General features: G+C 68.8%; 17 protein-coding genes, 1 tRNA gene and 1 pseudogene. 12 read left to right on the top strand and 7 right to left on the bottom strand.

The features are described 5' to 3' along the window. Positions 1–273 precede the first annotated feature (273 nt). Positions 274–2,943 carry a DNA polymerase I gene (gene polA / locus AB0J02_RS14750; protein WP_363194249.1) on the bottom strand — a complete coding sequence of 890 codons (2,670 nt, stop codon included), beginning with the start codon at positions 2,941–2,943 and terminating at the stop codon, positions 274–276. 226 nt (positions 2,944–3,169) lie between these two features. Between polA and AB0J02_RS14745 the strand changes: the two genes are divergently transcribed. The 8 genes from AB0J02_RS14745 (at position 3,170) to AB0J02_RS14710 (ending at position 12,827) form a co-directional block, all read left to right on the top strand. Next, on the top strand, positions 3,170–5,464 hold the full coding sequence (locus AB0J02_RS14745; RefSeq protein WP_363194019.1) for an FdhF/YdeP family oxidoreductase: 2,295 nt from the start codon (positions 3,170–3,172) through the stop codon (positions 5,462–5,464). 72 nt (positions 5,465–5,536) lie between these two features. Next, entirely contained in the window at positions 5,537–6,010 is a 474-nt protein-coding gene (locus AB0J02_RS14740; RefSeq protein ID WP_363194018.1) for a hotdog fold thioesterase, read from the top strand. Between the two features lie 126 nt (positions 6,011–6,136). After that, positions 6,137–6,757 (top strand): hypothetical protein, encoded by a 621-nt coding sequence (locus AB0J02_RS14735; protein ID WP_363194017.1) that lies wholly within the window; start codon positions 6,137–6,139, stop codon positions 6,755–6,757. Between the two features lie 404 nt (positions 6,758–7,161). Next, the gene (locus AB0J02_RS14730) at positions 7,162–8,406 is read left to right on the top strand and encodes a branched-chain amino acid ABC transporter substrate-binding protein (RefSeq protein WP_363194016.1); all 1,245 of its coding nucleotides are present in this window, start codon (positions 7,162–7,164) and stop codon (positions 8,404–8,406) included. A gap of 101 nt (positions 8,407–8,507) precedes the next feature. Further along, positions 8,508–9,437 carry a branched-chain amino acid ABC transporter permease gene (locus tag AB0J02_RS14725; protein ID WP_363194015.1) on the top strand — a complete coding sequence of 310 codons (930 nt, stop codon included), beginning with the start codon at positions 8,508–8,510 and terminating at the stop codon, positions 9,435–9,437. Positions 9,438–9,442: 5 nt separating this feature from the next. Beyond that, positions 9,443–11,224, top strand: coding sequence for a branched-chain amino acid ABC transporter permease (locus AB0J02_RS14720; RefSeq protein WP_363194014.1), 1,782 nt, complete (start codon positions 9,443–9,445; stop codon positions 11,222–11,224). Positions 11,225–11,229: 5 nt separating this feature from the next. Beyond that, positions 11,230–12,114, top strand: a complete 885-nt coding sequence (locus AB0J02_RS14715; protein ID WP_363194013.1) for an ABC transporter ATP-binding protein — start codon at positions 11,230–11,232, stop codon at positions 12,112–12,114. Beyond that, positions 12,111–12,827 (top strand): ABC transporter ATP-binding protein, encoded by a 717-nt coding sequence (locus AB0J02_RS14710; protein WP_363194012.1) that lies wholly within the window; start codon positions 12,111–12,113, stop codon positions 12,825–12,827. Before AB0J02_RS14715 ends, AB0J02_RS14710 begins: the two co-directional genes overlap by 4 nt. A 90-nt stretch (positions 12,828–12,917) precedes the next feature. On the opposite strand, the gene AB0J02_RS14705 is transcribed toward AB0J02_RS14710, so the two are convergent. Then, a complete protein-coding gene (locus tag AB0J02_RS14705) occupies positions 12,918–13,574 on the bottom strand; it encodes a response regulator (RefSeq protein WP_363194011.1) in 657 nt (218 codons plus the stop codon). 98 nt (positions 13,575–13,672) lie between these two features. Between AB0J02_RS14705 and AB0J02_RS14700 the strand changes: the two genes are divergently transcribed. From AB0J02_RS14700 to AB0J02_RS14690, 3 genes and pseudogenes are all read left to right on the top strand, one after another. After that, positions 13,673–13,756, top strand: a tRNA-Leu gene (locus AB0J02_RS14700). Between the two features lie 86 nt (positions 13,757–13,842). Continuing rightward, a pseudogene (locus AB0J02_RS14695) lies at positions 13,843–14,508 on the top strand (helix-turn-helix domain-containing protein); the annotation flags it as partial. A 148-nt stretch (positions 14,509–14,656) separates the two neighbouring features. After that, entirely contained in the window at positions 14,657–16,594 is a 1,938-nt protein-coding gene (locus AB0J02_RS14690; protein ID WP_363194010.1) for an alkyl sulfatase dimerization domain-containing protein, read from the top strand. A gap of 88 nt (positions 16,595–16,682) precedes the next feature. Here AB0J02_RS14690 and pyk read toward each other — a convergent pair whose 3' ends face one another. Beyond that, entirely contained in the window at positions 16,683–18,119 is a 1,437-nt protein-coding gene (pyk, locus tag AB0J02_RS14685; protein WP_363194009.1) for a pyruvate kinase, read from the bottom strand. A gap of 367 nt (positions 18,120–18,486) precedes the next feature. Between pyk and AB0J02_RS14680 the strand changes: the two genes are divergently transcribed. Then, the gene (locus AB0J02_RS14680) at positions 18,487–20,304 is read left to right on the top strand and encodes a 5'-nucleotidase C-terminal domain-containing protein (RefSeq protein WP_363194008.1); all 1,818 of its coding nucleotides are present in this window, start codon (positions 18,487–18,489) and stop codon (positions 20,302–20,304) included. Between the two features lie 8 nt (positions 20,305–20,312). Here AB0J02_RS14680 and AB0J02_RS14675 read toward each other — a convergent pair whose 3' ends face one another. The 4 genes from AB0J02_RS14675 to AB0J02_RS14660 all read right to left on the bottom strand — a co-directional run bounded on the left by AB0J02_RS14675 (position 20,313) and on the right by AB0J02_RS14660 (position 26,417). Next, positions 20,313–21,752, bottom strand: coding sequence for a SidA/IucD/PvdA family monooxygenase (locus tag AB0J02_RS14675; RefSeq protein WP_363194007.1), 1,440 nt, complete (start codon positions 21,750–21,752; stop codon positions 20,313–20,315). Further along, the gene (locus AB0J02_RS14670) at positions 21,749–23,149 is read right to left on the bottom strand and encodes an aminotransferase class V-fold PLP-dependent enzyme (RefSeq protein WP_363194006.1); all 1,401 of its coding nucleotides are present in this window, start codon (positions 23,147–23,149) and stop codon (positions 21,749–21,751) included. Before AB0J02_RS14670 ends, AB0J02_RS14675 begins: the two co-directional genes overlap by 4 nt. 213 nt (positions 23,150–23,362) lie before the next feature. Continuing rightward, entirely contained in the window at positions 23,363–25,957 is a 2,595-nt protein-coding gene (pepN, locus tag AB0J02_RS14665; RefSeq protein ID WP_363194005.1) for an aminopeptidase N, read from the bottom strand. 115 nt (positions 25,958–26,072) lie between these two features. Further along, a complete protein-coding gene (locus AB0J02_RS14660) occupies positions 26,073–26,417 on the bottom strand; it encodes a chorismate mutase (RefSeq protein ID WP_363194004.1) in 345 nt (114 codons plus the stop codon). Between the last annotated feature and the right edge of the window lie 2 nt (positions 26,418–26,419).

Below are 26,419 nucleotides of genomic sequence, written 5' to 3'. Positions count from 1 at the left end.
ACTCCACACCGCGGGCCGACCGGATTCGTCGGCACGCGTGGGTGCGTGGGGGCTGGTCGCGCGGTTCCCCGCGCCCCTGAAGCAGCGGCTTCGCCGCGCTTCCCATCGATGAGATGCCGCACGCAGTGCGCGGCTCAGGGGCGCGGGGAACCGCGCGACCAGCCACGACGGGACCCGCACCCGGCAACGCGACCGAACCGGGCACACGCCCGACCGGACAAAGCGGGGCGGCACCCCAGGTGCCGCCCCGCTCAACGTCCCGCTCGCCGGAGGCTAATGCGCCGCGGACTCCCAGTCCCTGCCAAGCCCCACCGAAACATCCAGCGGCGCCCTCAACTGAACGGCGCCCGCCATTTCGCGACGGACCAACTCCTCCGCGGCGGCGGCCTCGCCGGGCGCGATCTCCAGGACGATTTCGTCGTGGACCTGGAGCAGCATCCGGGAGGTGAGCTTCGCCTCGGTGAGCGCCCGGTCGACATTGAGCATCGCGATCTTCACGATGTCGGCGGCCGTGCCCTGGATCGGCGCGTTCAGCGCCATGCGCTCGGCCATCTCGCGGCGCTGCCGGTTGTCCGAGTTCAGGTCGGGCAGGTAGCGGCGCCGGCCCAGCATCGTCTCCGTGTACCCGGTGGCCCGCGCCTCGTCGACGGCCCGGCGCAGATAGTCGCGTACGCCGCCGAACCGCTCGAAGTACGTGTCCATCAGCACCCGCGCCTCGCCCGGCTCGATGTTCAGCTGACCGGAGAGCCCGAACGCGGAGAGGCCGTACGCGAGCCCGTACGACATCGCCTTGATCTTGCGGCGCATCTCCGCGTCGACGGCGTCCCGGGGGACGCCGAAGACCTGCGAGGCGACCGTGGTGTGCAGGTCCTCGCCGGAGTTGAACGCCTCCAGGAGGCCCTCGTCCTCCGACAGGTGCGCCATGACGCGCAGTTCGATCTGGCTGTAGTCGGCCGTCATCAGCGACTCGAAGCCCTCGCCGACGACGAAGCCGCGGCGGATCGCCCGGCCTTCGTCCGTGCGGACCGGGATGTTCTGCAGGTTCGGGTCGGTCGAGGAGAGGCGGCCGGTCGCGGCGACCGTCTGGTTGAACGTGGTGTGGATGCGGCCGTCCGCCGCGATCGTCTTGACCAGGCCCTCGACGGTGACGCGCAGCTTGGCCTGCTCGCGGTGGCGCAGCATGATCACGGGCAGTTCGTGGTCGGTCTGCTGGGCGAGCCAGGCGAGCGCGTCGGCGTCCGTCGTGTACCCGGTCTTGGTCTTCTTCGTCTTGGGCAGGTCGAGCTCGCCGAAGAAGACCTCCTGGAGCTGCTTGGGCGAGCCGAGGTTGAACTCGTGGCCGACGGAGGCGTGCGCCTCCTTCACGGCCTGCTGCACGGCGCCCGCGAACATCTGCTCCATCTCCTGCAAGTGGGCACGGTCGGCGGCGATGCCGTACCGCTCCAGGCGGGCGAGGAGCACGGAGGTGGGCAGTTCGATGTCGGTGAGCAGTTCGGCCGCGCCGACCTCCTTGAGGCGCTCGCCGAACGCCTCGCCGAGGTCGAGGATGGCGCGGGCCTGGCGCATGAGCGCGTCGGCCTCGGCCTGGTCGTCCTCGTCGGTGCCGAAGGCGAGCTGCCCGTCGGCGGCGGAGGCGGGGGCCAGCTCGCGGCCCAGGTATTCGAGCGACAGCGCGTCCAGTGCGAAGGAGCGGCGGCCCGGCTTGACCAGGTAGGCGGCGAGCGCGGTGTCCATGGTGATGCCGTGCACGGTCCAGCCGTGCTCGGCGAAGACCCGCATGACGCCCTTGGCGTTGTGCAAAATCTTGGGCTTGTCCGCGTCGGCGAGCCAGGCGGCGAGGGCCTTCTCGTCGGCCTCGTCGAGCATCGAGGGGTCGAACCAGGCGGCCTCTCCCCCTGCGGCGGCGAGCGCGATCTCGGTGACCGAGCCGGTGCCGAGCGTCCAGGTGTCGACGGAGGCCAGGCCCAGTACGGCATTGCCGTGCTCGGTCAGCCAGGGCGCGATCTCCCCGGTGGTGAGGACCTTTCCGTCGAGCTCCACGCCCGGCTCGGCCGGCGTCTCCTCGGCCTCCTCGGCGCCCGGGTCGACGGCGAACAGCCGCTCGCGCAGCGACGGGTTACGGATCTCCAGGGTGTCCAGGATCATCGCGATCGCGGTGCGGTCGTACGCCGCGCGCTCCAGGTCGGTGACCCCCTTGGGCAGCTCGACGTCGCGCACCATCTCGGTGAGCCGGCGGTTGAGCTTGACGGCTTCCAGGTGCTCCCGCAGGTTCACCCCCGCCTTGCCCTTGACCTCCTCGGCGCGCTCCACCAGCTCGGCGAACGAACCGAACTGGTTGATCCACTTCGCGGCGGTCTTCTCGCCGACACCGGGGATGCCCGGCAGGTTGTCCGACGGGTCGCCGCGCAGCGCCGCGAAGTCCGGGTACTGGGCCGGCGTGAGCCCGTACTTCTCGACGACCTTCTCCGGGGTGAAGCGCGTGAGCTCGGAGACGCCCTTGGTGGGGTACAGCACCGTCACGTTCTCCGAGACGAGCTGGAAGGAGTCGCGGTCGCCGGTGACGATGAGGACGTCGAAGCCCTCCGCCTCGGCCTGTGTGGCGAGCGTGGCGATGACGTCGTCGGCCTCGAACCCGTCGACGGCGAAACGCGGCGTGTGCATCGCGTCGAGCAGCTCGCCGATCAGCTCGACCTGCCCCTTGAACTCGTCCGGGGTCTTCGACCGGTTCGCCTTGTACTCGGTGAACTCCTCGGAGCGCCACGTCTTGCGGGACACGTCGAACGCCACCGCGAAGTGCGTGGGCGCCTCGTCGCGCAGCGTGTTCGCCAGCATCGACGCGAAACCATAGATCGCGTTCGTCGGCTGGCCCGTCGCCGTCGTGAAGTTCTCCGCGGGCAGCGCGAAGAACGCCCGGTACGCCAGCGAGTGCCCGTCCATGAGCATCAGCCGGGGGCGCCCACCTGCACCGGGGCCCGTCGCCTTCGTCGCGGTTGTCTTCGCCGTCTTTGCTGCTTTCTCTGCCACGCCCCCGATCCTGCCACGCCCCACTGACAGCCCGGTCCATCCCGGACCGGGCGGAGGCCCTGTCAGTCGTACGTGCGAGGATCGGAGACGTACCTCACAGCACTTCACAGCACGCTCGCAGGACCAGCTCGAAGGGGAGCCAGCCATGGCCAGCAAGCCGCCCGCCTCGGACCCGGTTCAGGACGCACCGCAGGTCGCCGCGCCTCAGCACCACGCGGCAGGGCTTCCGGCCGTCAGGCACTCCCTCAAGATCGCCCGCGAGCAGATGGGCGTGAAGCGCACCGCCCTGACCCTGCTGCGGGTCAACCAGAAGGACGGCTTCGACTGCCCCGGCTGCGCCTGGCCCGAGCCGGAGCACCGGCACGCGGCGGAGTTCTGTGAGAACGGGGCGAAGGCGGTCGCCGAGGAGGCCACCCTGCGCCGGGTGACGCCCGAGTTCTTCGCCGCGCACCCGGTCGCGGACCTGGCGACGCGCTCCGGGTACTGGCTGGGCCAGCAGGGCCGCCTCACCCACCCCATGTATCTGGCGGAGGGCGCCGACCGGTACGAGCCGGTGACGTGGGAGCGGGCCTTCGACATCATCGGCGAGGAGCTGGCCGCGCTCTCCTCCCCGGACGAGGCGGTCTTCTACACCTCGGGCAGGACCAGTAATGAGGCGGCGTTCCTCTACCAGCTGTTCGCCCGCGAGTTCGGTACGAACAACCTGCCCGACTGCTCGAACATGTGCCACGAGTCGTCCGGCTCCGCGCTCACGGAGACCATAGGCATAGGCAAGGGCAGCGTTCTCCTGGAGGACCTCTACAAGGCGGACCTGATCATCGTCGCCGGGCAGAACCCGGGCACGAACCACCCGCGCATGCTCTCCGCCTTGGAGAAGGCGAAGGCGGGCGGCGCGCGGATCATCTCCGTGAACCCCCTGCCCGAGGCGGGCCTGGAGAAGTTCAAGAACCCGCAGACCCCCAAGGGCCTCACCAAGGGCGCGTCCCTGACCGACCTGTTCCTGCAGATCCGGCTCGGCGGCGACCAGGCTCTCTTCCGCCTCCTGAACAAGCTGATCCTCGACACGGAGGGCGCGACCGACGACGCCTTCATCGCCGAACACACCCATGGCTACGAGGAGTTCGCCGCGACCGCCCGCGCCGCCGACTGGGCCGAGACCCTGAAGGCGACCGGCCTGTCCCGCGCGGACATCGAGCGGACCCTGGAGATGGTGCTCGCCTCCAAGCGCACCGTCGTCTGCTGGGCGATGGGTCTGACCCAGCACAAGCACTCCGTGCCGACGATCCGCGAAGTCGTCAACTTCCTTCTGCTGCGCGGCAACATCGGCCGTCCCGGCGCCGGCGTCTGCCCGGTGCGCGGCCACAGCAACGTGCAGGGCGACCGCACCATGGGCATCTTCGAGCGCCCCGCCCCCGCCTTCCTGGACGCCCTGGAGAAGGAGTTCGGCTTCGCGCCGCCGCGCGAGCACGGCTTCGACGTCGTACGCGCCATACGCGCCCTGCGCGACGGCGACGCACGGGTCTTCTTCGCGATGGGCGGCAACTTCGTGTCGGCCTCACCCGACACCGACGTCACGGAGGCGGCCATGCGCCGCGCCGCGCTGACCGTCCACGTCTCCACGAAGCTGAACCGCTCGCACGCCGTCACCGGCGCCCGCGCCCTGATCCTGCCCACCCTCGGCCGCACCGAGCGCGATCTCCAGGTCGGCCCGAACGGGAAAAGCACAGAGCAGTTCGTCACCGTCGAGGACTCCATGGGCATGGTGCACGCCTCGCGCGGCCGCCTGGAGCCGGCGAGCAAGCATCTGCTCTCCGAGCCGGCCATCGTCGCACGGCTCGCCCGCCGCGTCCTGGGCGACGGATCCGCCACCCCCTGGGAGGAGTTCGAGAAGGACTACGCGACGATCCGCGACCGCGTCGCCCGCGTCATCCCCGGCTTCGAGAACTTCAACGCGCGCGTGGCGGACCCCGCCGGCTTCGCGCTGCCGCACGCCCCGCGCGACGAGCGCCGCTTCGACACCGCCACCGGCAAGGCCAACTTCACGGCCGCGCCCGTCGAGTACCCGCACCTGCCCGAGGGCCGCCTCCTCCTGCAGACCCTGCGCTCGCACGACCAGTACAACACCACGATCTACGGCCTCGACGACCGCTACCGGGGCATCAAGAACGGCCGCCGGGTCGTCCTGGTCAACGCCGAGGACGCCAAGGACCTCAGCCTCGCCGAGGGCAGCTACGTCGACCTCGTCAGCGAGTGGAGCGACGGCGTCGAGCGGCGCGCGCCCGGCTTCCGCGTCGTGCACTATCCGACGGCCCGCGGCTGCGCGGCCGCGTACTACCCGGAGACGAACGTGCTGGTGCCGCTGGACGCCACCGCCGACACCAGCAACACCCCCGCCAGCAAGTCCGTCGTCGTCCGCCTGGAACAATCGAAGACCGACTGAGCGTTTGCTCAGCCAGGTGGGAGAGTTTTTCTCGTACGCAGACAAGCAGGCAGACGGACGGAGCCGGTCCCCATGGGCGAGCAGAACCACGTGAAGTTCCCGCAAGAGGTCATCGACGAGTACGCGACGCTCGGCGTCGACCTGCCCGCCCTGTTCTCCGCCGGGCACCTCGGCACCCGGATGGGCATCGAGATCAAAGAGGCGTCCGCGGACCGCGTCGTCGGCACGATGCCCGTCGAGGGCAACACCCAGCCCTACGGCCTGCTGCACGGCGGCGCCTCCGCCGTCCTCGCCGAGACCCTCGGCTCGGTCGGCTCGATGCTGCACGGCGGCAGCCGCAGACTCGCCGTCGGCGTCGACCTGAACTGCACGCACCACCGCAGCGCCCGATCCGGCCTGGTCACCGGCGTGGCCACCCCCGTGCACCGCGGCCGCACCACGGCGACGTACGAGATCGTCATCACCGACGAGCAGGACAAGCGGGTCTGCACCGCCCGCCTGACCTGCGTCCTCAAGGACGCACCCATGGCGCCGCCCACAGCCTGACCGAACCGGCCCGACGGGCCCGGTCGCCCTCCCGCCCGCAGCCGGCACCCCCACACCCGCCTCACCCAACTCGCCCGCACGACAAGGGTGTTGGCGGTACGACGGATTCCGGCTTACCGTCGGGCCATGAGCGGCATCGGGCCCGTCGAGCCGTACGACCCCTCCGGCGATCCCCGCCCACCGTCCGGGCCCGACACCCTCGACACCCTCGACGCGTTCGGCTCCGACTCCCCCCGCCTGTCGGAACGTTGGGCCGCACTGCCCCCGCCGTGGCGCCGCGCGGCCACAGGCATCGCCCTCACCGTCACCGCGGTCGCCGCGTTCCTCCTGCTGCGCCCGATGCCCACGCCGTCCGCGCCCACCTTCTGGCCCTCCCAGGTGACCGCGCTGCGCTACGACGGCCCCGGATACGGCCCCGGCCGCTTCCGCTTCACCGTGAGCGTCACCGGCACCAGCCCGGTGACCGTACGCCAACTGGACACCGGCATCCATGACTTGACGGCGGACAGCGCGCCCTCGCTGCCCGCGACGGTGGAGCCGGGCGACCCCTGGCACCTGACCGCGCACCTCACCGCGAGCAACTGCGCGGCCCTGCCGCACGACATCAACGAGCCCTACATAGAGCTGACCCTGCACAACCGGCGCGCACAGCAACGCCACATGTTCCTCTTCGACGGCGCCTACCGCCGCGACCTGTCGCAGTGGATCCGCGCCTCCTGCGGCCCCGCCCGCCATCTCACACGGTAGTAACACACAGTTACCGACGCCGTAACACACCCATGCCGGTCACACTCGCTTCCTTTACACCCGCACCACCCCCGGCACAACCCCTCGCACAGCACCGGATCACCCGGAAAGCGATGACCAAGATCGTCTCAAGTCCCATACCGGAACTGGGCGTTCTCGAATTGCGAACACGCGAGTGCGATATGCATACGCCCCAATCGCCCCCACTGCACCCACCCGGAGGCGGCCCGGCATAACAAGAGCGTCACATCCTCTCCCGCACGCCTCCGCACGCTTCGACCTGCGCTTATAGTCACGGCCAGTCACCGCGCCGCCGGGCGCGTCCATTGCACGGCCCCTGTACCACCAGTACGGCCCGGCGAGACACACGGCCCCCGATCCCGGGGGCCGCGCCAGGGAGAGGAATGATCGTGCGACACCGTTCTCTGCTCATACTCACCACCGTGCTCACGACCGGAGCACTGACGCTCACCGCCTGCGGATCGCGCGACGACGACGGCAAAGGCTCGAGCAGCGACAAGAAGACCACCGTCGTCATCGGCGTCGACGCCCCCCTGACCGGCGCCAACTCCGCGACAGGCCTCGGCATCCAGTACGGCGTCCAGATCGCCGTCGACGACGCCAACAAGAAGAACACCGTCCCCGGTGTCACCTTCGAGGTCAAGGCACAGGACGACAAGGCCGTCCCCGCCACCGGCCAGCAGAACGCCACCGCGTTCGTCGCCAACAAGGACGTGCTCGGAGTCGTCGGCCCCCTCAACTCGGGTGTGGCCACCTCCATGCAGCAGGTCTTCGCCACGGCAAATCTCGTCGAGATCTCCCCCTCGAACACCGCGCCCGAGCTGACCCAGGGCAAGAACTGGCAGACCTCGAAGAAGCGCACGTACAAGACGTACTTCCGCACCGCCACCACCGACGCCCTCCAGGGTGGCTTCGCGGCCGACTACGCCTACAACACGCTCAAGAAGAAGAAGGTCTACGTCGTAGACGACAAGCAGACCTACGGCGCCGGCCTCGCCAAGCTCTTCACCGCCGGGTTCAAGAAGGCAGGCGGCAAGGTCGTCGGCACCGACCACGTCACCACCATCTCCAGCGGCGGCAGCAGCGACTTCGGCACCCTCGTCACCAAGATCAAGAACTCCGGCGCCGACCTGCTCTACTACGGCGGCCAGTACGACGAGTCGCAGGTCCTCACCAAGCAGCTCAAGGACGCCGGCGCCAAGATCCCGCTCTTCGGCGGCGACGGCATGTTCACCCCGACCTACATCAAGACCGCCGGCAAGACGGCCGAGGGCGACCTCGCCACCTCCGTCGGCGTCCCCGTCACCACCCTGCCCGCCGCCAAGGAGTTCATCTCCACCTACAAGGCGAAGAAGTACCCCGGCGACTACGGCACCTACGGCGGCTACTCCTACGACGCCGCCACGGCCATCATCAAGGCCGTCGGCAACGTCGTGAAGGACGGCAAGGTTCCCTCCGACGCCCGCGCCAAGGTCGTCGAAGAGGTCCAGAAGAGCAAGTTCGACGGCATCGCAGGACCCGTCGCCTTCGACGAGTACGGCGACACCACCAACAAGCAGCTGACCGTCTACCAGGTCAGCAACGGCGAATGGAAGGCCGTCAAGAGCGGCACCTACGACGCCGGCTGATCCACCCGCACCGCCCAGGGGCCGCGCGGCCACGACGACCCGTCACCGCGCGGCCCCACCCATATACCTGCCCCACACTCCCCACCCATGGAGGCCACGCGGTGAACACGCTGCCGCAGCAGCTGGCCAACGGGCTGTTCCTCGGCTCGATGTACGGGCTGATCGCCATCGGTTACACGATGGTGTACGGCATCGTCCAGCTCATCAACTTCGCCCACGGCGAGATCTTCATGACCGGCGCGTTCGGCGCGCTCACGGTCTTCCTCGTACTCCCCGACGGCATATCCATGTGGATAGCCCTCCCCGCCATGCTCATCGGCGGCGCACTCGTCGCCACCCTCATCGCCGTCGGCGCCGAACGCTTCGCCTACCGCCCCCTACGCGGGGCTCCACGGCTGGCCCCACTCATCACCGCCATCGGCCTCTCCCTCGCCATCCAGCAGCTCGTCTTCAACCTCTACCCCGACGCCAAGAGCGCCCGCGTCTTCCCGCAACTCCCCTTCGGCCCCTTCCACTTGGGATCCATCCGGATCCAGAGCGGCGACATCTTCCTGATCATCGCCGCCCCCCTGTGCATGGCCGTCCTCGCGTTCTTCGTCCGCCTCTCCCGCACCGGCCGCGCCATGCAGGCCACCGCCCAGGACCCGGACACCGCCCAGCTCATGGGCATCGACACCAACCGCATCATCGTCATCGCCTTCGCCATCGGCGGTGTCTTCGCCGCCGTCGCCGGCGTCGCCTACGGCGTCAAATACGGCTCCGTCCAATACGACATGGGCTTCGCCGCAGGGCTCAAAGCCTTCACCGCGGCCGTACTCGGCGGCATCGGCAACATCTACGGCGCCATGCTCGGCGGCGTCGTCCTCGGCCTCGCCGAAGCCATGGCCACCGCCTACATCTCCGACGTGCCCGGCATGGAACAGTTCGGCGGCCAGGGCTGGGCCTCCGTCTGGGCGTTCGTCCTGCTCATCCTCGTACTGCTGCTGAGGCCACAAGGCCTACTCGGCGAACGCGTCGCGGACAGGGCGTGACCACCATGACCACACCAGAGAAGACCGACGCCCCCCGCGGCCTCATCAGCCTCCCCGAAGGCGCCCCGCGCATCCTGATCGCCGCCGGCGCCGTCGGCACCGTCGCCAGCACCTTCATGTCCTGGACCTGGACCTCCGACTTCCCCGGCGACCTCACCGTCTACGGCTACCCCGCGGGCCTCCAGGTCATCGCCCTCGTCGCCGGAGTCATCACCCTCCTCTTCGGCCTCCGCCTCTGGGACGTACGCGGACTGCGCTGGCTCAACCCCGCCGCCGCCACCTCCCCCATCCTCCTCGCCACCCTCGCCGCCTTCACCGTCTGCTGGTTCGCGGCCATCGCCATCGCCGTCGACCTCGGCGGACTCGCCAACCTCGACCCCGGCGCCTACGTTGCCGTGATCGCCTCGGCGCTCCCCGTCGTCGGCGCCCTCGCCCTGCCCCACCCCGGCCACACCGTCAAGGCCTACCTCACCAAACCCGACCAGCCCGCCCCCACCCGCGAACTCGCGCCCTGGGTACAGCGCCTGGTCATCACCGCCGGTATCGCCCTCGCCCTGATCGCCTTCACCTACGGCATCGGCATCAACGACGAGGAGAGCGAGACCTTCGTCGGCTTCGCCCTCCTCATCCTCTTCGCCGCCTGGGCCCTCGTGCACGCCGGACAACTCGACCGGTTCTCCACCCTGAGCGCCCGCCACAAAGGCTTCGCCGCCGGCATGGCCTTCCTCGCCGCGGCGATCTTCCCCTTCACCCAGGCCGACGACCACAACGCCAACCTCGGCGTCAACATCCTGATCTTCGCCACCGTCGCCCTCGGCCTCAACATCGTCGTCGGTCTGACCGGCCTCCTCGACCTCGGATACGTCGCCTTCCTCGGCGTCGGCGCCTACGCCGCCGCCCTCGTCTCCGGCTCCGAGTTCTCCCGCTTCTCCGGCGTCCAATTCCCCTTCTGGGCAGCCGCGTTGACCGGCATGGCCGCCTCCCTCGTCTTCGGCGTCCTCATCGGCGCACCCACCCTGCGGCTACGCGGCGACTACCTCGCCATCGTCACCCTCGGCTTCGGCGAGATCTTCCGCATCGCCGTCAACAACATGGACGGCTCCTCCGGCCCGGACATCACCAACGGCCCGGACGGCATCCCCTCCATCCCCGACCTCGAAATCTTCGGGTTCAACCTCGGCGCCAGCCACGACGTCGCCGGATTCACCCTCGGCCGGTTCGCCAACTACTTCTTCCTGATGCTCCTCATCACCGCACTGGTGGTCCTCGTCTTCACCCGCGCCGCCGACTCCCGTATCGGCCGCTCCTGGATCGCCATCCGCGAGGACGAGACAGCGGCCACCGCCATGGGCATCAACGGCTTCCGCGTCAAACTCATCGCCTTCGCACTCGGCGCCACCCTCGCCGGACTCGCCGGCACGGTCAGCGCCCACGTCACGTACAGCGTCGTCCCCAGCCCCTACCAGTTCGCGGGCGCCGCACCACCGAACTCCGCGTTCCTCCTCGCCGCCGTCGTCCTCGGCGGCATGGGCACCGTCAGCGGCCCCCTCCTCGGCGCCTCCTTCCTCTACCTCATCCCCGAGAAGCTCACCTTCCTCAAGGAATACGAGCTCCTCGCCTTCGGCATCGCACTCGTCCTCCTCATGCGATTCCGCCCCGAGGGGATCATCGCCAACCGCCGCCGGCAGCTCGAATTCCACGAGACCGGCCAACTCGACATCCCCGAACAACAGAGCCTGCCCGACAGCACCACGGGCGCCGCCAAGGCGACCAAGGCAGGAGCGTGACCACCATGACCGAGACCACCACCCGGACGACCCGGACCGTGCTGGAAGCCAGCAACGTCACCATGCGCTTCGGCGGCCTCACCGCCGTACGCTCCGTCGACCTCACCGTCAACGAAGGCGAGATCGTCGGCCTCATCGGCCCCAACGGCGCCGGCAAGACAACGTTCTTCAACTGCCTCACCGGCCTCTACATCCCGACCGAGGGCAAGGTCTCCTACAAGGGCACGGTCCTCCCGCCCAAACCCCACCTCGTCACCAAGGCGGGCATGGCCCGCACCTTCCAGAACATCCGGCTCTTCGCCAACATGACCGTCCTGGAAAACGTCCTCGTAGGCCGCCACACCCGAACAAAAGAAGGCCTCTGGTCCGCACTCCTGCGCGGCCCCGGATTCAAGAAGGCCGAGGCGCACTCCGAGGAACGCGCCATGGAACTCCTCGAATTCATCGGCCTCGCCCACAAACGCGACCACCTCGCACGCAGCCTCCCCTACGGAGAGCAGCGAAAGCTGGAGATCGCGCGGGCCATGGCGAGCGAACCCGGCCTGCTCCTCCTCGACGAGCCCACCGCCGGCATGAACCCCCAAGAGACCCGCGCCACCGAAGAGCTCGTCTTCGCCATCCGCGACAAGGGCATCGCCGTCCTCGTCATCGAGCACGACATGCGCTTCATCTTCAACCTCTGCGACCGCGTCGCCGTCCTCGTCCAGGGCGAAAAACTCGTCGAAGGCACCAGCGACGTCGTCCAGGGCGACGAACGCGTCATCGCCGCCTACCTCGGCACCCCCTTCGAAGGCGCCCCCGAGGACACCGCACTCGAAGACGTCCAGGCAGCCGAAGCCCACGCCGCCGAGGGCACGTCGGAAGGCTCTTCGGAAGGAACCGACCAGTGACCGCCCTGCTGGAAGTCGAAGACCTCAAGGTCGCCTACGGCAAGATCGAAGCCGTCAAAGGCATCTCCTTCACCGTCGAAGAAGGCCAGGTCGTCACCCTCATCGGCACCAACGGCGCCGGGAAAACCACCACCCTGCGCACCCTCTCGGGACTCCTCAAGCCACTCAGCGGCAAGATCACCTTCAACGGACAACCGCTGAACGGCATCCCCGCCCACAAGATCGTGGCCATGGGCCTCGCCCACTCCCCCGAAGGCCGCAGGATCTTCCCCCGCCTGTCGATCCTCGAAAACCTGCAGCTCGGCGCCTTCCTCCGCAAAGACGCCGCAGGCATCGAAAAGGACCTCCAGCGCGCCTACGAACTCTTCCCCATCCTGGGCGAACGCAGAAAGCAGGCCGCCGGAACCCTCTCCGGCGGCGAACAACAAATGCTCGCCATGGGCCGCGCCCTCATGTCCCAGCCCAAGCTCCTGATGCTGGACGAGCCCTCCATGGGCCTCTCCCCGATCATGATGCAGAAGATCATGTCGACCATCATCGAGCTCAAGAACCAGGGCACGACGATCCTCCTCGTCGAACAGAACGCCCAGGCCGCGCTCTCCCTGGCCGACCAGGGCCACGTCATGGAAGTCGGCTCCATCGCCCTGTCCGGCACCGGCCAGGACCTCCTCCACGACGAGTCGGTGAGGAAGGCGTACCTCGGCGAGGACTGACCCCTCCGCCCCGTACGCGAATGAGGCCCGCACCCCGATACACATGATCGGGATGCGGGCCTCATCGCGAGGTACTCGAACTCCGGGCCGTCAGCCCTTCGACGCCTTCTTCTCCGCGGCGTCCTCGATGACCGCCTCCGCCACCTGCTGCATCGACAGCCTGCGGTCCATCGACGTCTTCTGGATCCACCGGAACGCCGCCGGCTCCGTCAGCCCGTACTCCGTCTGCAGAACCGACTTCGCCCGGTCCACCAGCTTCCGCGTCTCCAGGCGCTGCGTGAGGTCCGCGACCTCCTGCTCCAGCGTCTTCAACTCCGTGAACCGCGACACGGCCATCTCGATCGCCGGCACGACGTCACTCTTGCTGAACGGCTTCACGAGGTACGCCATCGCGCCCGCGTCCCGGGCCCGCTCGACCAGGTCCCGCTGCGAGAACGCCGTCAGCATCAGCACCGGCGCGATCGACTCCTCCGCGATCTTCTCCGCCGCGCTGATGCCGTCCATCTTCGGCATCTTCACGTCCAGGATCACGAGGTCCGGCTTGTGCTCACGAGCCAGTTCGACGGCCTGCTCACCATCGCCGGCCTCGCCCACGACGGTGTAGCCCTCTTCTTCGAGCATCTCCTTGAGGTCGAGACGGATCAGGGCCTCGTCCTCGGCGATGACGACACGGGTCGTCAGCGGCGGGACGTGCGACTTGTCGTCGTCGGCGGCGTCTACGGGCTGGGGCGACTCGGGGGCGGTCACGGGGGCGCTCCTTGTTCGGCAGGCTGGGGTGCTGCTGTCCTAAAGGGTACCTAGCTGCGTCTCTGGGGCATGACCCGGTACACTCACGGCAGTGCTGAGCCGGGTTGGCGCAACTGGCTGACGCGGAGGTCTCAAACACCTCTGTCCGAAAGGACATGTGGGTTCGAATCCCATACCCGGCACACTTTCCAGAAGCGGATGTTCACATTCTCGTGAACATCCGCTTTTTTGCTGCGCGGCGTCACGGATGGTCACGCACGGTGTCCGCATGGAACAGCACGACCCTTCGCCCCGGGCCCGAGCCATCGCACTGGTACGCCAAGGGGTCACCGGCTGTCCCCGTTGCACAGGCTGCGGATTCGACAAGACCGCCTACTCGTACTTGCTGGCTCCGCACCTGGGCGACGGCCACATCATCTCGAAGCCCGAGCAGCACCACCTGTCCATCTTCCGCGACGCCACAGCTCGGTCTGTTTGCCGCCGCAGAACATGCCCTGCGCCGGGTCATGCCCCTCCCTCGCGTCAGTCGCCGCGACAGGAGCGGCTGCACGGAGGTGAAGTCACACACAAAGCACTGGACCTGCATGTTTCCCCAGCACGGGCCTGGCAAGAAGCATGACCGCACCATCAGACTCGAGCCGTGGCAGCAGGAGATCGTCGACGCCCACCCGTGGGAGTCCATCCGGGGTCTGGTCCATTCCGACGGCTGCCGATCACGAACTGGACCACTCGGCTGGTCGGCGGCGAGCGTAAGCGCTACGAATATCCCCGGTACTTCTTCACCAACAAGTCCGACTGCGTCCGGCAGCTCTGCACCGACACCCTCGACGAGCTGGGCGTCAGCTGGACCCACTGCACGCGCCACGGGAACCCGTACAACATCTCGGTCGCCCGCGAAGCAGACGTCGTCCTCATGGACACCCACCTGGACCCCCCAGCGCTGAGCCGCAATATGACCGGTCACAACGCCCACCCCCACCCCCTGGGACCTGCCCCAATATCCCCGGCAACCCTTGACCCTCCCATCCCCCTCCCACGATGTTCGGGATCACACTCACCCCCCGTCGTCCGAAGAGGTACGCATGAGCCCGATCAACCGGCGCCACTTCGTCGCCGCCGCCGCAGGCGCCGCCGCGGCCGCCGTTGCCGTGAGCCCCCAGTCCGCCTTCGCCGCGGGCTCAAGCGAGAACACCAGCGCTACGGACGAGAGCGGCCTGGATTACGACGACACCGCCGACTTCGACAACGCCGACAAGGGATTCATCGCCGCGCTCACCCCGGGCGTCGTCAAGAACGCGGACGGCAAGGTCGTCTGGGACAACGACGCGTACGGGTTCCTCAAGAAGGACGCCCCGGGCACCGCCAGCAAGAGCCTGTGGCGGCAGTCCCAACTGGCAAGCAAACAAGGCCTGTACAAGGTCACCGACCGGATCTATCAGGTCCGTGGGCTCGACCTCTCGAACATGACGATCGTCGAGGGCGACACCGGACTCATCGTCATCGACCCCCTGATCTCCGCCGAGACGGCGGCCGCCGCGCTGAAGCTGTACCGGGACCACCGCGACGCCGCCGGCAAGAAGGTGACGGCGCTGATCTACACGCACCCGCACGTCGACCATTTCGGCGGCGCCTACGGTGTGCTGCCGGACGGTGCGGGGGACGTGCCGGTGGTCGCGCCGGAGGGGTTCCTGGAGCACGCCGTCTCGGAGAACGTGTACGCGGGTACGGCGATGACGCGCCGGTCCGGCTACATGTACGGGGCGCAGCTCCCCAAGTCGGCGAAGGGGCAGATCGGTTGCGGGCTGGGTCAGAACGTGTCGCTGGGTACGGTCGGGCTCATTGCTCCGACCGAGAGCATCACGGAGACGGGTCAGGTCGAGACGTTCGACGGGGTGCGGATCGAGTTTCAGATGACGCCGGGTACAGAGGCGCCGGCGGAGATGAACTTCGTCTTTCCGGAGCTGCGGGCCGTGTGCATGGCGGAGAACGCGACGCACACGATGCACAACGTCATCACGTTGCGTGGCGCGCAGGTGCGGGACGCGCGTGAGTGGGCCCACTATCTCAACGAGTCCATTGATCTCTTCGGGGGTCGTGTCGATGTGGCGTTCGCATCGCATCACTGGCCGACGTGGGGTGGTGCGGAGATCACCGAACTGCTCACCGAGCAGCGGGACTTGTATGCGTACATGCATGATCAGACGTTGCGGATGATCAATCTGGGGATGACGGGCCGGGAGATCGCGGAGGAGATCGCGTTGCCGCCCGCGCTGCGGGGGTGGGCGAACCGCGGCTATTACGGATCGCTGAGTCACAACGTGAAGGGGATCTATCAGCGGTACATGGGGTGGTTCGATGCCAACCCGGCCCATCTGTGGGAGCACACGCCGGTGGATGAGGCGAAGCGGTATGTGCGGGCGATGGGCGGGCGGGCGGCGACGGTGGTGAAGGCGAAGGCGTTCGCGCGGGGCGGGGATCTGCGGTTCGCGGCGACGTTGCTGAATCATGTGGTGTTCGCCGACCCGGACCACAAGGAGGCCAAGGCTGAACTGGCGCGCGTGTACACGAAGTTGGGGTACGCGACCGAGAACGCGGTGTGGCGGAACTTCTATCTCACCGGGGCCATGGAGTTGACGGACGGGGTGAAGCCGGCGGAGTCCACGACGGTCGGTCCGACGATGATGATGGCGTTGAGTGTGGATCAGCTCATCGACTCGGTGGCGATTCGGATCAATGGTCCGAAGGCGTGGGATCTGCGGGTCCGGATGGACTGGAGTTTCCCGGCCTTGAAGGCGGTGTACCACTTGACCCTGCAGAACGGTGTGTTGACGTACAAGAGTGATGCGGTGGCGGACAGCGGTGCGGGGGTGACGCTGACCATGACCAAGCCGCAGTTGCTGGCGCTGCTGGGTGGGAAGGGGTTGGGCGACATCGAGGTCTCGGGCGACGCGTCGCTGTTGCAGAAGCTCCTGGTGGTGGTGGACAAGCCGGATCCGGGGTTCGCCATCGTGACGCCGTAGTCGCCGGCGCCGCCGGGATCGCCGGGGGCGTGCATCGGGGCCGCACCCTTGATCGCCGGGTGCGGCCCCGACTTCGTATGAAGAACTGCTACTTGGGGCTGTCGTCCTCGCCGATGTGGTGGATGCGGACGAGGTTGGTGGAGCCGGCGACGCCGGGCGGGGAGCCGGCCGTGATGACGACGACGTCGCCCTTCCGGCAGCGGCCGATCTTCAGGAGTTCCTCGTCGACCTGGGCGACCATGGCGTCGGTGGAGTCGACGTGCGGGCCGAGGAAGGTCTCGACGCCCCAGGTGAGGTTGAGCTGGGAGCGGGTGGCCTTCTCGGGGGTGAAGGCGAGGAGCGGGATCGGGGAGCGGTAGCGGGAGAGGCGCCTGACGGTGTCGCCGGACTGGGTGAAGGCGACCAGGAACTTGGCGCCGACGAAGTCGCCCATCTCGGCCGCGGCGCGGGCGACGGCGCCGCCCTGGGTGCGGGGCTTGTTGCGGTCGGTGAGGGGCGGGAGGCCGTTGGCGAGGATGTCCTCCTCGGCGGCTTCGACGATGCGGCCCATGGTCTTGACGGTCTCGATCGGGTATTTGCCGACGCTGGTCTCGCCGGAGAGCATGACGGCGTCCGTGCCGTCGATGACGGCGTTGGCGACGTCGCTGGCCTCGGCCCTGGTGGGGCGCGAATTGTCGATCATCGAGTCGAGCATTTGGGTGGCGACGATGACGGGCTTCGCGTTGCGCTTGGCGAGTTTGATGGCGCGCTTCTGCACGATCGGGACTTGTTCGAGTGGCATTTCGACGCCGAGGTCGCCGCGGGCGACCATGATGCCGTCGAATGCGGCGACGATGTCGTCGATGTTGTCGACGGCTTGCGGCTTTTCCACCTTGGCGATGACGGGAAGGCGGCGGCCTTCTTCGTTCATGATGCGGTGGACGTCTTCGATGTCGCGTCCGCTGCGTACGAAGGAGAGGGCGATGACGTCGGCACCGATGCGCAGGGCCCAGCGGAGGTCTGCTTCGTCCTTGTCGGAGAGTGCGGGGACGGAGACGGCTACGCCGGGGAGGTTGAGGCCTTTGTGGTCGGAGACCATGCCGCCTTCGACGACCTCGGTGTGGACGCGGGGGCCGTCGACTCCGGTGACTTCGAGGCTGACCTTGCCGTCGTCGACGAGGATGAGTTCGCCGGGGGTGACGTCTTCGGCGAGGCCGCTGTAGGTGGTGCCGCAGCGCCGGCGGTCCCCTTCGATGCCGTCTTCGACGGTGATGGTGAACGTGTCGCCGCGTTCAAGGAGTACGGGACCTTCGATGAAGCGGCCGAGTCGGATCTTCGGGCCTTGAAGGTCGGCGAGGATTCCGACGCTGCGGCCGGTTTCCTCGGAGGCCTTTCGCACGCGCTGGTAGCGCTCCTCGTGCTCGGCGTAGGTGCCGTGGCTGAGGTTGAAGCGGGCTACGTCCATTCCGGCTTCGACGAGTGCCTTGATCTGCTCGTACGAGTCGGTGGCGGGGCCCAGGGTACAGACGATCTTTGCTCGGCGCATGGTTCGAGCCTAGGGCTTACCGGTGGGTAGGGAATTGGCCGGGGGTGACTACCCAACAACGTTCATATGAAGGGCTATTGACAAACACCCGCTAAGTTTTGAATTTGCGCGCGGTGCTGCTCCGATGAGCGAATCGGGGCGCTTTTAGTGGGCTCTCGGGGGCGCGTGGGGCGTGCCGATACGTGTCGGTTCGGGTGGTGTGGGGGACATGGTCCCCCTGTCCCACCGGGTTTCGACAGCGTCTGGTCATCCGATCGAAACCTGCGGGGGGTGTTGCGGGAGGTGTGTTCTGCGCCAGAATCTACGCGCGTTACACGTGTGTTGACCGCGTTGATTCTCAGCCAGTGGTGCCCCGAGGAGTACAGAGATGCCGTTGAACCGCAGGAAGTTTCTGGGACAGTCCGCCGCGACGGGTGTGGGGGTGGCGCTGACAGGTGCCGTGGCCGCGCCCGGCGCCGAGGCCGCGGAGCGGGGCCACGGCCATGGACATGGGCACGGGAAGCAGAAGCGGTACTCCTTCACCGTCATGGGCACGACCGACCTGCACGGTCACGCGTTCAACTGGGATTACTACAAGGACGCCGAGTACACGGACGCGGCGGGCAACGCGCAGGGTCTGTCGCGGATCTCGACGCTGGTGAAGCAGGTGCGTGAGGAGAAGGGGCGTGGCAACACGCTGCTGATCGACGCGGGCGACACGATTCAGGGCACGCCGTTGACGTACTACTTCGCGCGCGTGGAGCCGATCACCGCGAAGGGTGGTCCGGTGCACCCGATGGCGCAGGCGATGAACGCCATCGGTTATGACGCGGCGGTGCTGGGCAACCACGAGTTCAACTACGGCATCGACACGCTGCGCAAGTTCGAGTCGCAGCTGAAGTTCCCGCTGCTCGGGGCGAACGCGGTGGACGCGAAGACGGAGAAGCCGGCGTTCGCGCCGTATGTCATCAAGAAGCTGCGGACGCCGCACGGCAAGGACGTGAAGGTGGCGATCCTGGGGCTGACCAACCCGGGGATCGCGATCTGGGACAAGGCGTATGTGCAGGGCGTGCTGAAGTTCCCCGGTATCGAGGAGCAGGCCGCGCTGTGGGTGCCGAAGCTGCGCTCGATGGGTGCGGACGTGGTGATCGTGTCGGCGCACACGGGGGCGTCGGGCACGTCGTCGTGGGGCGATCAGCTGCCGTATGTGGAGAACGCGGCGGCGAACATGGCGGCGAAGGTCCCGGGGATCGACGCGATCCTGGTCGGGCACGCGCACGTGGAGATCGAGCAGCAGGTGGTGAAGAACGAGAAGACGGGCAAGCCGGTCGTGCTGTCGGAGCCGCTGTGCTTCGCGGAGCGGCTGGCTCTCTTCGACTTCGAGCTGGAGTGGGAGAAGGGCCGTTGGACGGTGGCGTCGGTGTCGTCGAAGCTGCTGAACTCGAACTCGGTGGCCGATGACCCGAAGATCACCCGGCTGCTGAAGGACGAGCACGCGCTCGTCGTGAAGTACGTGAACCAGGTGGTGGGGCAGGCGACGACGACGCTGACCACGGTGGATGCCCGTTACAAGGACGCGCCGATCATCGACCTGATCAACAAGGTGCAGGCGGATGTGGTGACGGAGGCGCTGAAGTCGACGCAGTACGCGTCGCTGCCGGTGCTGTCGCAGGCGTCGCCATTCTCGCGTACGTCGGAGATCCCGGCCGGTGAGGTCACGATCCGCGACCTGTCGAGCCTGTACGTGTACGACAACACGCTGGTGGCGAAGTTGCTGACCGGTGCGCAGGTGCGGGCGTACCTGGAGTTCTCGGCGCAGTACTTCGTGCAGACGGCGGCGGGCGCGGTGGTGGACGTCGAGAAGCTGACGAATGCCGGGGACCGTCCGGACTACAACTACGACTACGTGTCGGGGCTGACGTACGACATCGACATCGCGCAGGCGCCGGGTGCGCGGATCAAGAACGTGAAGTTCGACGGTGCCGAGCTGGACGACGCGGCGCAGTTCGTGTTCGCGGTGAACAACTACCGGGCCAACGGTGGTGGCGCGTTCCCGCATGTGGCGGCGGCGCAGGAGCTGTGGTCGGAGTCGACGGAGATCCGGACGCGGATCGCGGAGTGGGTGACGGCGAAGGGCGTCCTCGACCCGGCCGATTTCGCGTCGGTGGACTGGAGGCTGACGCGGGACGGGACGCCGGTGTTCTAGCCCTGGGGCTATCCCTGGAGTTCGATGAGTTGACCGCGTTCTCCTGCCCGGTGTCCGGGCCGGGGGGCGCGGTTTTCGTGTCCGGTGAGGCCGAAGGTGGTGAAGGCGGTGCGTTCGGGCTGGGGGTAGGGGTCCTTGCCGGTGAGGGTGTTGAGGATGGTGGCGCTGCGCCAGGCGGCGAGGCCGAGGTCGGGGGCGCCGACGCCGTGGGTGTGGCGTTCGGCGTTCTGTACGTAGACCGCTCCGCGTACGGATTCGTCGAGGACGAGGCGGAACTGTGCGTCGATGCGCGGGCGTTCGGCGCGGTCGCGGCGGAGGTAGGGGTCGAGTCCGGCGAGGAGCTGGCCGAGGGGGCGCTCCTTGTAGCCGGTGGCGAGGATGACGGCGTCGGTGGTGAGGCGGGAGCGGGAGCCCTGGCGCCGGTGTTCGAGGTGGAGTTCGACTTTGGTGGTGGCGACGCGTCCCGCGGTGCGGACGCTGACGCCGGGGGTGAGGGTGGCGTCGGGCCAGCCGCCGTTCAGGGTGCGCCGGTAGAGCTCTTCGTGGATGGCGGTGATGGTGTCGGCGTCGATGCCCTTGTGGAGCTGCCATTGGGCGGGGACGAGGTGGTCGCGCTCGTCTTCGGGGAGCTGGTGGAAGTAGCGGGTGTAGTCGGGCGTGAAGTGTTCGAGGCCGAGTTTGGAGTACTCCATGGGCGCGAAGGCGTCGGTGCGGGTGAGCCAGTGGAGTTTCTCGTGGCCTGCGGGGCGGGCGCGGAGCAGGTCGAGGAAGATTTCGGCGCCGGACTGTCCTGAGCCGATGACGGTGATGTGCTCGGCGGCGAGCAGGCGCTCGCGGTGGGTGAGGTAGTCGGCGGAGTGGAAGACGGGCACGGTGGGTGCGTCGGCGAGGGGCCTGAGCGGCTCGGGGACGTGGGGCTCGGTGCCGACTCCGAGTGCGACGTTCTTCGTGTAGGTGCGGCCGAGGGCTTCGGCTTCTCCGTCGGCGTCGAGCCGGGTGTAGTCGACTTCGAACAGGGCGCGTTCGCTGTTCCAGCGGACGGCGTCGACCTGGTGGGAGAAGTGCAGGCCGGGGAGGTTCTCGCTGACCCAGCGGCAGTAGGCGTCGTAGGCGGCGCGCTGGATGTGGAACTGCTCGGCGAAGTAGAAGGGGAAGAGGCGCTGCTGGGTTTTGAGGTAGTTGAGGAATGACCAGTGGCTGGTGGGGTCGGCGAGGGTCACCAGGTCGGCGAGGAAGGGGACTTGGAGGGTGGCGCCCTCGATGAGCAGGCCGGGGTGCCAGTGGAAGGCGGGGCCCTGGTCGTAGAAGGCGGTGTCGAGTTCGGTGAGGGGGTGGGCGAGCGCGGCGAGGGAGAGGTTGAAGGGGCCGATGCCGACGCCGACGAGGTCGCGGGGTGCTTCGGTGGGCGGGGTGGGGTGCGGGGCGCGCTCGGCTGGCACGGCGTTCATCGGGTCGTGTGTCCTTCCACCAGTTTCAGGAGGGCGGCGAGGTCGCCCGGTTCGGTGTGCGGGTTGAGCAGCGTGGCTTTGAGCCAGAGGGTGCCGTCGTCGGTGCGGGCCCGGCCGAGGACGGCGCGGCCTTCGGTGAGCAGGCCGCGGCGGATGGCGGCGATGGTCTCGTCGCTCGCGCCGCGGGGCCGGAACAGGACGGTGGAGAGGGTGGGGGTGTCGTACAGCTCGAAGCCGAGGTGGCTGTCGACGAGGCGGGCCAGGTGGTGGGCGACGTCGATGACCTGGTCGGTGAGGGCGCCGAGTCCGGTGCGTCCGAGGGCTTTGAGGGTGACGGCGATCTTGAGGATGTCGGGGCGGCGGGTGGTGCGCAGGGAGCGGCCGAGGAGGTCGGGCAGGCCGGCTTCGGTGTCGTCGTCGGCGTTGAGGTAGTCGGCCTGGTAGGTGAGGGCGTTCACGTCGGCGGGGTCGCGTACGGCGAGGAGTCCCGCGGCGACGGGCTGCCAGCCGAGTTTGTGCAGGTCGAGGGTGACGGTGTGGGCGCGGGCGAGGCCGTCGAGCCGGGCGCGGTGGCGGGTGCTGAGGAGGAGGCCCGCTCCGTAGGCGGCGTCGATGTGCAGGCGTGCGCCGTGCCGTTCGCAGACGTCGGCGATCTCGGGGAGCGGGTCGATGAGGCCGGCGTCGGTGGTGCCCGCGGTGGCGGCGACGAGTTTGGGCCCGGGGAGGTCGGTGAGGGCTTCGTCGAGGGCGGCGGGGTCGAGGGTGCCGGTGGGGGCGGGCACGGTGAGGGGGTCGGGCAGGCCGAGCAGCCAGGCGGCGCGGGCGAGGCTGTGGTGGGCGTTGGCTCCGACGAGGAGTTGGAGGGGGCCGGGGTGACGGGTGGTCTCCCGGGCGAGGAGGACGGCGAGTTGGTTGGCCTCGGTACCGCCGGTGGTGACGAGGGCGTCGGCGGGGGCCTTTCCGTCGTGGGCCTCGCCGTACACCTCGCGGGCGAGGGTCGCGGTCACGAGGTCTTCGAGGGCGGAGGCGGCGGGGGCCTGGTCCCAGGAGTCCATGGAGGGGTTGAGGGCGCTCGCGGCGAGGTCGGCGGCGGTGGCGACGGCGAGCGGGGGGCAGTGCAGGTGAGCGGCGCACAGAGGGTCGGCGGGGTCGGCGGCGCCTTCGGTGAGGGCGGTGACGAGGGTGCGCAGGGCTTCGTCGGCGCCGGTTCCGTGCTCGGGCAGTACGGTCCCGGCCCGGTCGCGCAGTCGGGCGGCGACGGCGTCGGGCCCGCCGGCGGGGAGGGGGCCGCCGCGGAGGGCGGCGCCTTCGTGGAGGGCGTCGAGGACGGTGGTGAGCAGTGGCCGCAGGGCGTCGGGGCCCTGGATGCCTCCGGCGAGGGGCGGCGTACTGCTCATGCGGGGTCCTTCGGGTGCGTGGCCGGTGGGGCTGCACCAGTCTTGGACCTTTGGGAAGGGCACCCTTGGCAAATCGGGGAGGACGACCCGAAAGGGGTACTCCTGTACGGGGAGAGCGTGTTGATGGTGTATAGGGCAGGGACTCCCCCGGGCCCGCGGGAGTTCGGGTCCGGGGGGCGGGCAGGGCCGGCTCCGGCGGCGCCGGCCTGCGCTTCAGGAGTTCTGGGCCGCCCTGACCTTCAAGGCCCGTGACAGGTCGTCGAGTTGGTCGGCGAGCTTGCGGCGCAGGGCCGGGGTGGGGCTGCTTTCGGCCAGGCACCTTTCGCCGAGGCGCAGGGCGTCCTCGTCGATGGCGTGGGCGGGGAACGCGTGGCGTCCGGCGGCCTCGGCGATGGCGGGGCCGCGGCGGGCGGCGAGGGCGGTGGCTTCGGTGAAGTAGCGGGGTACGTAGCGGCGCAGGAGGTCCGTCTGTTCGGGTTGCCAGAAGCCCTGGGCGGTGGCGATGAACAGGTAGTTGGAGAGTTCCTGTTCGGGGTCGGTGGTGAACAGGGCGGCCCAGGCGGCTTCTTTGGCCTGGGGGTCGGGCAGGGCGGCGCGGCAGCGGGCGGCGCCCTCTTGTCCGGTGGCGCTGGGGTCGTGGGCGAGTTCGGCGTCGATGACGGCGTCGTCGATGGCGCCGAGGACGCTGAGGCGGCCGAGGATGCGCCAGCGCAGTTCGGGGTCGAGGTCGGGACCGCCGGTGACGGCGCCGGAGTCGAGCCAGCCGCGGATGGTGTCGGCGTGCTGGGCGGTGTCGATGTAGTGGCGTGCGGCGGTGAGGCGCAGGCCGGGGTTGTCGCCGTTCTCGGTGCGGCGCAGCAGGTCCTCGCACAGGGTGGTGAGGAGGGCGAGGGCGGCGGGCCGCTCGGCGGGGGTGCTGAAGCGGTCGGCGACCTGGGCGTGGGCGAAGGCGAGGACGCCCTGGACGAGGGCGAGGTCGGTCTCGGCGGGGAGGTGGGTGGCGACGGTCTCCAGGTAGGCGGCGGGTTCGAGTTCGCCGTCGCGGACCATGTCGCGCAGGCTGTTCCACAGGACGGCGCGGGTGAGGGGGTCGGGGACGCCGGAGAGGTGGCGCAGGGCGGCTTCCTGGGAGGCGGGGTCGAGGCGGATCTTGGCGTAGGTGAGGTCGCCGTCGTTGAGGACGAAGAGGGCGGGGCGGGGGCCGTGGGAGGAGAACCCGATGCCGCCGCCGGTGGCTTCGATGTCGGCCTCCAGGCGGCTGCGCGGGGTCAGTCGGTGCGGGTCGCCGGGGTCCGCGTCGTAGAGGCCGATGGTGATGCGGTGCGGGCGGGTCGCGGGCGGGGAGGCGAGGGTGGTCAGGTGGGTGAGGCCGTCGCGGTCCTCGGCCGGGTCGGGGCCGGTCCACACGCCGGGGCTGCCGTGGTTGCCCAGGTCGAGGTGCCATGCGGTGTCGTCGGTGGTGACGGTGGCGGTGAGGGTGTCGACGCCGGTGGTGCGCAGCCATGCGTCGGCCCAGGCGTGCACGTCCCGGTCGGTGTGGGAGGCGAGGGAGTCGATGAAGTCGGCGAGGGTGGCGTTGGCGAACTTGTGGCGCTTGAAGTGGGTGTTGATGCCGGCGAGGAAGTCCTTCTCGCCGAGCCAGGTGACGAGTTGGCGCAGGGCGCTGGCGCCCTTGGCGTAGGAGATCCCGTCGAAGTTGAGGAGGGCGGCGGCGGTGTCCTCGACGGCTTCGGGGGCGACGGGGTGGGTGGAGGGGCGCTGGTCGGCGTCGTAGCCCCAGGACTTGCGGGCGACGCCGAAGTCGACCCAGGTGTCGGTGAAGCGGGTCGCTTCGGTGAGGGTCTGGTAGCCCATGTACTCGGCGAACGACTCGTTCAGCCAGATGTCGTCCCACCATTGGAGGGTGACGAGGTCGCCGAACCACATGTGGGCCATTTCGTGGGAGATGACCATGGCGCGGGTCTGGCGTTCGGTGTCGGTGACGGCGGAGCGGTAGACGTACTCGTCGCGGAAGGTGACGAGTCCGGGGTTCTCCATGGCGCCGGCGTTGAACTCGGGGACGAACGCCTGGTCGTAGGAGTCGAAGGGGTAGGGCTCCTCGAACTTCTCGTGGTAGCGGTCGAAGCACGCGCGTGTGATGTCGAGGATCTCGTCGGCGTCGGCGTCGAGGTGGGGCGCGAGGGAGCGGCGGCAGTGCAGGCCGAAGGGGAGGCCGCGGTGTTCGGTGCGTACGGAGTGCCAGGGTCCGGCGGCGACGGCGACGAGGTAGGTGGAGAGCGGCGGGGTGGTGGCGGCCTGCCACCTGCCCTCCCCCAGGTGCTCGACGACGCTGTTGGTGAGGACGGTCCAGCCTTCGGGGGCGGTGACGGTGAGGTCGAAGCGGGCCTTCAGGTCGGGCTGGTCGAAGGCGGCGAAGACGCGCTGGACGTCTTCCATGAACAGCTGCGTGTAGACGTAACTCTCGCCGTCGGTGGGGTCGGTGAAGCGGTGCATGCCCTCGCCGGTGTGCGAGTAGCGCATGGCGGTGTCGAGGCGCAGCTCGTGGGGGCCTTCGGTGAGGCCGGTGAGGGGCAGCCGGTTGCCGTCGAGGGTGGCGGGGTCGAGGGGGTGTCCGTCGAGGGTGACGGAGCGCAGTTCGGCGGGCTTGAGCTCGACGAAGGTGGTGCCTGCGGCGCGCGCGGTGAACCGGATCACGGTTCGGGAGTCGAAGGTGTGGCTGCCGCGGGTCAGATCGAGGTCGACGGTGTACCGCTGGACGTCGATCAGCCGGGCTCGGGTTTGCGCTTCGTCGCGCGTCAGTACGGACATGGATCTATGCTGCCGGATGCCGTCGGCTTCGGGACAGTGCGGCCCGGTGGGCGCCGAGGCCGCGGGGCCCTGCCCCCGGCGGCCTGTTGCTCCTCGGTCTTGCCCGGCCAGGGCCCTAGTGCTGGGGGGCGCCTCCGGAGGGGCTTGCCTTCGCGGCGATCTGTTCGTGGTGGCGGATGACCTCGCTGATGATGAAGTTCAGGAGCTTTTCCGCGAACGCCGGGTCCAGTTTCGCGTTCTCGGCGAGCTGGCGGAGGCGTTCGATCTGGCGGGACTCCCGTGCCGGGTCCGCCGGAGGCAGCTCGTGTTCGGCCTTGAGGTGTCCTACCTGCTGCGTGCATTTGAAGCGTTCGGCGAGCATGTGGACGACGGCGGCGTCGATGTTGTCGATGCTGTCGCGGAGCCGGCCGAGTTCGGCGCGCACCTCGGGATCGACTGCCTGTGGCTTGCTGGAGGTCATGA

The organism is Streptomyces sp. NPDC050264 (assembly GCF_040655895.1).
In the GTDB taxonomy this organism is placed as follows: domain Bacteria; phylum Actinomycetota; class Actinomycetes; order Streptomycetales; family Streptomycetaceae; genus Streptomyces.
Note: the sequence above shows the minus strand (reverse complement) of the source record. Positions and strands in the feature narration are given on the sequence as shown.

Bases quoted from the DNA above. Each gene is read 5' to 3' on its own strand.
- pyk (WP_363194009.1), bottom strand. From the start codon at position 18,119: ATGCGCCGAGCAAAGATCGTCTGTACCCTGGGCCCCGCCACCGACTCG.
- AB0J02_RS14690 (WP_363194010.1), top strand. From the start codon at position 14,657: ATGAGCCCGATCAACCGGCGCCACTTCGTCGCCGCCGCCGCAGGCGCC.
- AB0J02_RS14675 (WP_363194007.1), bottom strand. From the start codon at position 21,752: ATGAACGCCGTGCCAGCCGAGCGCGCCCCGCACCCCACCCCGCCCACC.
- AB0J02_RS14735 (WP_363194017.1), top strand. From the start codon at position 6,137: ATGAGCGGCATCGGGCCCGTCGAGCCGTACGACCCCTCCGGCGATCCC.
- AB0J02_RS14730 (WP_363194016.1), top strand. From the start codon at position 7,162: ATGATCGTGCGACACCGTTCTCTGCTCATACTCACCACCGTGCTCACG.
- AB0J02_RS14745 (WP_363194019.1), top strand. From the start codon at position 3,170: ATGGCCAGCAAGCCGCCCGCCTCGGACCCGGTTCAGGACGCACCGCAG.
- polA (WP_363194249.1), bottom strand. From the start codon at position 2,943: ATGCTCATGGACGGGCACTCGCTGGCGTACCGGGCGTTCTTCGCGCTG.
- AB0J02_RS14660 (WP_363194004.1), bottom strand. From the start codon at position 26,417: ATGACCTCCAGCAAGCCACAGGCAGTCGATCCCGAGGTGCGCGCCGAA.
- AB0J02_RS14740 (WP_363194018.1), top strand. From the start codon at position 5,537: ATGGGCGAGCAGAACCACGTGAAGTTCCCGCAAGAGGTCATCGACGAG.
- AB0J02_RS14680 (WP_363194008.1), top strand. From the start codon at position 18,487: ATGCCGTTGAACCGCAGGAAGTTTCTGGGACAGTCCGCCGCGACGGGT.
- AB0J02_RS14670 (WP_363194006.1), bottom strand. From the start codon at position 23,149: ATGAGCAGTACGCCGCCCCTCGCCGGAGGCATCCAGGGCCCCGACGCC.
- pepN (WP_363194005.1), bottom strand. From the start codon at position 25,957: ATGTCCGTACTGACGCGCGACGAAGCGCAAACCCGAGCCCGGCTGATC.
- AB0J02_RS14720 (WP_363194014.1), top strand. From the start codon at position 9,443: ATGACCACACCAGAGAAGACCGACGCCCCCCGCGGCCTCATCAGCCTC.
- AB0J02_RS14715 (WP_363194013.1), top strand. From the start codon at position 11,230: ATGACCGAGACCACCACCCGGACGACCCGGACCGTGCTGGAAGCCAGC.